3 protein-coding genes and 1 rRNA gene are annotated in these 7,885 nt (G+C 70.7%); 2 read left to right on the plus strand and 2 right to left on the minus strand.

All coding sequences use genetic code 11. From position 1 onward, the window contains the following. Window positions 1–50 precede the first annotated feature (50 nt). A complete protein-coding gene (locus ABGB21_RS36615) occupies window positions 51–4,439 on the minus strand; it encodes an ExeM/NucH family extracellular endonuclease (protein ID WP_347681725.1) in 4,389 nt (1,462 codons plus the stop codon). A gap of 275 nt (window positions 4,440–4,714) precedes the next feature. Here ABGB21_RS36615 and ABGB21_RS36620 point away from each other — a divergent pair, with 275 nt between their 5' ends. Beyond that, a complete protein-coding gene (locus tag ABGB21_RS36620) occupies window positions 4,715–6,667 on the plus strand; it encodes a VanW family protein (protein WP_347681727.1) in 1,953 nt (650 codons plus the stop codon). A 140-nt stretch (window positions 6,668–6,807) separates the two neighbouring features. Continuing rightward, a complete protein-coding gene (locus ABGB21_RS36625) occupies window positions 6,808–7,608 on the plus strand; it encodes a serine protease (RefSeq protein WP_347656808.1) in 801 nt (266 codons plus the stop codon). A gap of 183 nt (window positions 7,609–7,791) precedes the next feature. On the opposite strand, the gene rrf is transcribed toward ABGB21_RS36625, so the two are convergent. After that, a 5S ribosomal RNA gene (gene rrf, locus ABGB21_RS36630) occupies window positions 7,792–7,885 on the minus strand; the annotation flags it as partial.

Genomic DNA, 7,885 nt, shown 5'->3' on the forward strand with positions numbered 1-7,885 from the left:
GGAAACGGTCGACGGACCCGCGGCTGCCCGTGGATCAACTCAGCCGTTGCTCACAGCCTGGCACACTGTCCGGACGCCGGACCCCGGACCGTGTTGGTCCGGCCGTCGTTGCCCGGTGCCGGGCTGTTGCCCGCGCAGGAGAGCGGACCGCTGATGGTGTTGCCGGCGACCAGCACCGGCTCGTCACCGGCGTTGCCGACCACCGAGACCGGGCCGGAGACGGTGACGCCGTCGAGGCGTACCCCGCCGGTGTTCAGCGCGAACGAGACCGGCCCGCTGACCTTGCCGGAGTCGATCGACACCTGACCGGTGGCGGCGACCACCGAGACCGGACCCGAGACCTTCGTACCGTCCAGGGTGACCAGCACCGCGGCGGTCGCGGTGACCGGGCCGGAGATGCTGCCGCCGGTGGCGACCAGCGACGCGCCCGGCATGACCGTCACCGGGCCGGAGATCGTCGCGTCCTCGAGGCAGGTGGTGCCGGTGAAGACGGTCAACGGGCGGCTGTGCCGACCGGTGATCGTCGTCGTGCACTCCGGGCCCTCCGGCTCGCCCTGGCCGACCTCGGAACGCGGCGCCGGGTCGGCGGTGACCGGCGAGTTCTTCGCGAAGTAGTCGACCAACATGGTGAGGTCGTTGTCCCCGGTGGTGACCGGGTCCTTCTTCACCGCCAGGGTGGCGAAGTTGTCACCGCCGGAGGCGAGGAACGAGTTCACCGTCACCCGGTACGTCGCCGCCGGGTCGATCGGGGTGCCGCCCAGCTTCATCGACGTGATCCGGGAACCCTGCGGGGCCGCCGGGTCGTAGGTGTAGAAGAAGCCCTTCGAGACGCCGAGCCAGAGCACCGGACGGGACGCCCCGGCCGGCTGCCACTGCTCCTCCAGCACCTGCTTGATCTCGGCACCGGTGTAGCTCTTCGTCACCACGTCGTTGGCGAACGGCTGCACCGAGAACGCCTCGGCGTAGCTGACCACCCCGTCCGGGGCGTACAGCAGGTCGGCCCGGAGACCGCCCGGGTTCATGAACGCGATCTGCGCCCCGCCCCGGCCGGCGTCGGAGGTGCCGGCGAGCTGCACGTCGGCGATGAAGTTGCCGAGCGCCGACTCCTTGCCCCGGTCCTCGTTGCCCTGCTCGTTGTACGCCCGCCGGATGTCGGCGGTGATCGAGCCGAGCTGCTGCTGCCCGAGCTCCTCCGCCCGAACCTTGGCGTCGGCGACGATCTGCGCCACCGCCGGGTCCTGCGGCGCCCCGACCACGTCGACCAGGGCCGCGTCCGAGGCGGTCACCTCGCCGGTGGCCGGGTCGAAGGTCAGGTTGACCCGGCCGAGCCGCTTGCCGTAGTCCTCGGCCTGCACGACCGGCCGCAGCTTGTCGGTGCCGGGGACCGGCACCTCGAACGCGTACGGCTGGTGGGTGTGTCCGCTGAAGATCGCGTCGATGGTGGCGTCGACCCGGGTGAACGGCCCAAAGACCGGGTCGTTGGCGAGCGCCTCGGCCGAGGTGATGTTCTCGGTCGCCGCCCCCTCGTGGGCGAGCAGCACCACCACGTCCGCCTCACCGTTCGCCTCGTCGCCGTCCTTCAGCTGGGCGGCGACCGCGTTCGCCTCGGCGACCGGGTTGCGGAACGTAATCCCGGCGATGCCGTCCGGGCTGACCAACGAACCGGTCTGCTCGGTCACCACGCCGACGAAGCCGACCTCGACCCCGCCGATGCTGCTGACCGAGTACGCCGGCAGCGCCCGCTCGTCGCCCCGGTAGACGTTCGCGCCGAGCAGCGGGAAGTCGGCCCGGTCGGTGACCCGGCCGGTCAGGTCCGCGATCCCCTTGTCGAATTCGTGGTTGCCGACCGCCGACGCGGTCACCCCGATCTCGTTCAGGGCGTCGATCGTCGGGTTGTCCCCGTCGATCGCCGAGATGAAGGTGGAGGCGCCGATGTTGTCACCGCCGGAGACGAAGGCGGTGTTCGGGTTCTCCGCCCGCAGCTGGTCGACCAGGCCGGCGAGCTGCGCCGCCCCGCCGACCGGCCGGCCGTCGGGCGCGTTGCCCGGCGACTCCAGCCGACCGTGGAAGTCGTTGACGCTCAACAGCTGCAGGTTCACCGGGCCGGTCGAGCCGGTGTCCAACCCGACCACGATCGGGTTGTGGTCACTGGCCCGGTACGGGTCGGCCGCGTAGAACGCCGGGTGGCCGTCGTACTGGAAGGCGAACGACTCGTGCGAGTTGATCTGCCAGACGTCGACCCCGGTGACCCGGGCCGCCAGCGACGGCGAGGCGACCGCGTGGTCCAGCGAGCCGGACTCGCCACCGAAGACGTAGCTCGCCTCGCCGGTGGTGTTCAGGTCGACGTAGTCAGCGTCGTGGAGGACCTTCATCGGGTCCTCCTGGGTGTACGCGTTGAAGTCGCCGAGCAGCAGCACGTCGTCGCTGCCGCTGGCCGTCTTCAGCTCGTCGACGAAGTCGACGAGGGCGGTCGCCTGCCGTACCCGGTCGCCGTTGAACGCGCCCTGCCCGTCGCCGGTGTCGGCGTTGTCGCCGGTCGCCGCGTCCGAACTGCTCTTCGACTTGAGGTGGTTGGCGACCACGGTGAAGGTGGTGCCGTCCGAGGTGAAGGTCTGGGCGATCGGTTCCCGCGCGTTGAACCAGACGCTCTCGTCGTTGACCGACCGGGACGCGCCCTGCGGGGTTACCTTCGCCGGCTTGAAGATGATCGCCGTGGTGATGAAGTCCTGCTGCGCGGCGGGCGGCAGGTCGGCCGGGGTACGGACGTAGTCCCAGGTGCCCGCCCCGTCGGCGGTGTTCAGCGCGGCGACGAGCCGCTTGAGCGCCTGCTGCGGGTCGGCGGCGTTGAACCGTACCGAGTTCTCGATCTCCTCCAGCGCGACCACGTCGGCGCCGAGCGCGCTGATCGCCTTGACGATCTTCGCCTCCTGCTTGACCAGGCCGGCCTCGTCGTCGGCACCCCGGGCGTCGCCGCCGAAGTGGACGAAGTAGTTCAGCACGTTGAAGCTGGCCAGCCGCAGGTCACCGCCGACGTTCTCCGGGGCGGCGGTACGCGGGTTGGTCGACTTGAAGGTGGTCCGGCCGGCCGCCGGGGTCTCCGCCGCGACCGGGGTGGTCGGCTGCAGCCGCCACTCGTTGAAGCCGTACGACAGCACCGTCGGCCCGAACGCCTCCACCGAGTCGCCGACCCGCAGCGGGCTGTCCGGCGCCAGGTACGGCGGCAGCAGGTTCGCGGTCGAGAGGTTTGTGGTCTTCCCGTCGTCGAGCAGCAGCCGGCGCAGCTTGTTGTCGGCCGCGACCTGCTGCGCCTGCGGCGTACCGGGGCGGGCCAGGTCGGTCGGGATCGACGCGGCCCTGTCACCGGCCGCCAGCACCACCTCGCCGTACCGGTTGGTGTTGTAGACCTCGGAGACCGTGAACCGGCCGACGGGGGCAACAAGCATCGACTCGACCGACTCCCGGCCGGCCGGGTCCAGCGGCAGCTCCAGCGCCACCGGCGCCGGCAGCGGCACCCCCTGCTCACAGATCTGCACGTCGCTGCGGGCGCCGATGCTGAGCTGGGTGAGCCCGTTGAACTCGTTCGCCGTACCGCTGACCCGGACCCGGTCCCCGACCGCGACCTGCGGGTGGTTGGCGGTGTTGGTGGTCAGGTAGACGAAGATGCCGTCGGACGCGGTCCCGGCGGCCGGGGCACCCCCACCGCTGCCGGCGGTCTGCAGGTAGATCCCGTTGTAGCCGCCGGTGCGGTGGTCGGCGGTGACCACGCCCTCGACGGTGACCCGGGTGCCGGCCAGCGGGGTGGCGTCACCGGTCCCCTGCACCTGGTCGATGGTGTGGTCGACGGCGACGTCGCAACCGACCGGGTCGGGGTCGGGGTCGCCGCCCCCGCCGGTGTTTCGGACCCCGAACGTGTTCGGCGCCGGTGCCCGCCACTGCCCGTCGATCCGCTGCAGCGACTGCCCGACCGGGGTGCTGCTCGCCTCGGCGACCCCGATGTCGGTGGCGGTCAGCCCGTCGGCCGGCCCGCCGACCCCGGCGAAGCTGCCCTCGTAGCTGAGGAACTCGGCGACGGCGCCGTCCGGGGCGACCAGCGCGACCGCGTCCGGCGAACCGTTCTGGACGCCGTCGACCGGGTACGTCGCCACCACCACACCGGACGCCGGCACACTGCCACTCAGCGTCCGGGAGTGGTACGGCGCACCGTTGTTTCCGTTGTATAGGACAAGCTGCCATCCGGTCAGGTCGGTTCCGGCCGCAGCCTCGACCTCGATGGCCTCGCCGGTGTCGGTACCGGCGTTGTCATAGTGGATTTCGCTGAGAAACGGCGTCGCCACGGGTGCCGCGGCGAAGGCCGCGACACCGCTGGTCATGCCGAGCGCACTACTGGTAACCAGTACGCCCAGCACCTTGAGCGAGCGGCCGCGTCTGTTCCGGCGCATCAGGTTGCCTCCGATAGGGAGTAGACCGTCGGAGCATATGCGGGCGGGGTGTCGGAACAAGAGCTGCCAGGTGTACGGAACAGCATGGATGTTCGGCCGTTGTACGTGGCAGCACGGTCGCCGGACCTCGCCGGCGACGGCCGTGCCCGCCACGGCAGCGCTTGACGGCGCCCATGCGACGGAGGTTCGTTGCCGGTTGTGGAAGAGTTTTGGCTACCGTAGTCGTCCAGGTCTTGCCGAGCGGGTACGACCGCCCGCCTGTCGCGCTGATCGAGGTGTCCGTGAGCCAGTACGGCGAGAAGAGAGTGCCCGCCGACGAGCAGCCGACCGTGCAGCTGGCTGCCGTTCCGCCGTCCGCCGTGCCACCGCCCGTCGACGACCGTCCGACGATCCCGATCACCGCCGTCACCTGGCCGGTCGGGCAGCAGTCCGGCGGCGCTCCGGGGACCACCGGACCGGCGACGGCCACCGGGACCACCCCGACCTTTGGCGGGCCGCCCGTGACCACCGCTACCACGGACCAACTGGAGCCGGCGCCGGCACCGCCCCGGGGCCGGGCCCGGCGGGCACTGCTCGCCGGCGGTGTCGCGGTCGCCGTCCTGCTCGCCGCCGGGGTCGGCACGGTCGGCTACGCGTACGCCGGTGAGGTGCCGCGCGGGACCACCGTGCTCGGTGTGGACCTGGGTGGCCGGAGCCAGACGGAGGCGGCGCAGGCACTGCGGGCCGATCTGGAACGGCGTGCCGAGACGTTCGCCGCCCCCGTCCCGGTACGGATCGGCGACCGCACCGGTGAGGTCACGCCCGCCGCGATCGGCCTCGCGGTCGACGTGGAGGCGACCGTCGCCGCCGCCGTCGACCACCGGCCCAGCCCGTTCGGGCTGCTCTTCGGTTCCCGGAAGGTCGAGCCGGTGGTCACCGTCGACGAGGCGAAGCTCGACGCGGAACTCCGGAAGATCGCCGGGAAGTCCGGGCAGCGGATGACGATGCCGGCGATCCGGTTCGACGGCACCACGCCGAAGCCGGTCTACCCGAAGCCGGGCCGGGAACTGCGCGCCGCAGACTCCGCGGCGGCGGTACGCGACGGCTGGCTGAGCGGCCAGCCGGTCGTGGTGCCGCTGGTCGAAACGCATCCGGCGACGACCGCTGAGGAGGTGGACCGGCTCGTCAACGAGTTCGCCAAGCCGGCGGTGGCGGCACCGGTGACGGTGAGCACCGACCGCGGCAGGTTCACCATCGGCCCGAACGCGATCGCGAAAAGCCTGGTCCTCACCGCCGACAAGGCCGGCGAGATCAAGCCCCGGATCGACGACAAGAAGCTGCGTACCGCACTGGCCGGGCAACTCGGCAGGGTCGAGATCGAGCCCCGGAACGCCAGTATGTCGATCGAGGGCGGCAAGCCGCGTACGGTCGCCGGGCGGGGAGGACAGCGGGTCGACACCGCCGCGCTCGGCCGTGACCTGCTGGCGGTGCTGCCGAAGACCGACGGCCGCGAACTCAGGGGGACGCTGAAGGCGGTCGAGCCGAAGCTCACCGTGGAGGACCTGGGCAAGATGGGGATCAAGGAACGGGTCTCCACCTTCACCACCCAGTTCAGCGGCGGGTTGAGCGACCCCCGGAGCCACAACATCGTGACGATCGCCAGGGACGTCGACGGCGCCCTGGTCGAGCCGGGGAAGACGTTCTCCCTCAACGGGCACACCGGGGAGCGCGGCTACGCCCAGGGCTACAAGGACGCGGCGGTCATCCAGGACGGCAAGCTCGTACCCGGGGTGGGTGGCGGCATCTCCCAGTTCACCACCACCCTGTTCAACGCGACGTACTACGCCGGCCTCGAGGACGTGCAGCACAAGCCGCACTCGTACTGGTTCAGCCGCTACCCGTCGGTGATCGAGTCCACGATCATCTGGCCGACCCTCGACTTCAAGTTCCGCAACAACACCGAGTACGGCGTACTCATCGACACCTCGTACACCTCGAACTCGATCACGGTGTCGATCTGGGGCACGAAGGTCTGGGACCGGGTCACCACCGAGTGGAGTCCCCGACGGAACATCACCACACCGACGACGATCCGCCTCGAACCGGGACCGTCCTGCATCCCCACCAACGGCATCAACGGGTTCACCCAGGACGCCTGGCGGCTCTTCCACCGGGACGGCAAGGTGGTCAAGCGGGAGAAGTTCAGCTGGACGTACCGGGCCGAACCCCGGTACCTCTGCGGCGGCTGACCCGGCCCGTCGCCGGATGGTATGACACATCCGGGATGCCATCGACATATTGTGATGCGCCGATGCTGGTCCATACGCTGCCGGCATCGTGATCGGCGCGCGCCCACAAGGCGCGCCATCCATGGTTGGAGAGGACCCCCATGGTTCGCTGGCGCATCCTCACCCGTCTCGCCGCCACCGCGCTCGCCGCGGTGACCCTCGGCGGCGTCACCCTGGCCGCACCGGCCACCGCCGCACCCCAGCACGACGTCACCCCGTTTGTCGTCGGCGGAACCCGGGCCGCGGAAGGCGAGTTCCCGTTCATGGTGCGGCTCTCGATGGGCTGCGGCGGGTCGCTGTACAGCCCGCGTCTGGTGCTCACCGCCGCGCACTGCGTCGGCCGTACCGGCAACAACACCAGCATCACCGCCACACTCGGCACGGTCGACCTGCAGTCGTCGAGCCGGATCCAGGTCCGGTCGAACTACGTCTACCGGGCGCCGGGCTACAACGGCAACGGCGACGACTGGGCGCTGATCCGGCTGGCCAGCCCGGTCTCCGGGCTCAGCACCCTGCCGATCGCGACCAGCACCGCGTACGACAGCGGCACCTTCACCGTCGCCGGCTGGGGTGCCACCCGGGAGGGTGGCGCCCAGCAGCGGTACATGATGAAGGCGTCGGTGCCGTTCGTCAGCGACTCGGTCTGCAACGGACCCAACTCGTACGACGGTGACGTCATCGCCGCCGAGGAGATCTGCGCCGGGTACATGTCCGGTGGCGTCGACACCTGCCAGGGCGACTCGGGTGGCCCGATGTTCCGGCAGGGCGGCAGCGGCCTGGTCCAGGTCGGCATCGTCAGCTGGGGGTACGGCTGCGCCCGGGCCAACTATCCCGGTGTCTACACCCAGGTGAGCTACTTCGCCTCGGCGATCGCGTCCGCGGCGGCGAGCCTGGGCGGCTGATCCGGCGCCGGTTCATCCGACGCCGGCCGGGTTCGTCATCCGACGCCGGTCGGCCGGGGACACCGTGGGATCCGGTCGGCCGACGGTACTCCGGCGGGATTGGAGATCCGGGCGCCGGGCAGTTGACCGGTGAAAACAGTTGTGGGGCCGACCCGCAAAGGGTCGGCCCCACACTGAAAGAATGTCCGGCGGTGTCCTACTCTCCCACACCCTCACGAGTGCAGTACCATCGGCGCTGGAAGGCTTAGCTACCGGGTTCGGAATGTAACCGGGCGTT

This window comes from Plantactinospora sp. B24E8 (assembly GCF_039871735.1).
Lineage (GTDB): Bacteria > Actinomycetota > Actinomycetes > Mycobacteriales > Micromonosporaceae > Plantactinospora.

Bases quoted from the DNA above. Each gene is read 5' to 3' on its own strand.
- ABGB21_RS36625 (WP_347656808.1), top strand. From the start codon at position 6,808: ATGGTTCGCTGGCGCATCCTCACCCGTCTCGCCGCCACCGCGCTCGCC.
- ABGB21_RS36615 (WP_347681725.1), bottom strand. From the start codon at position 4,439: ATGCGCCGGAACAGACGCGGCCGCTCGCTCAAGGTGCTGGGCGTACTG.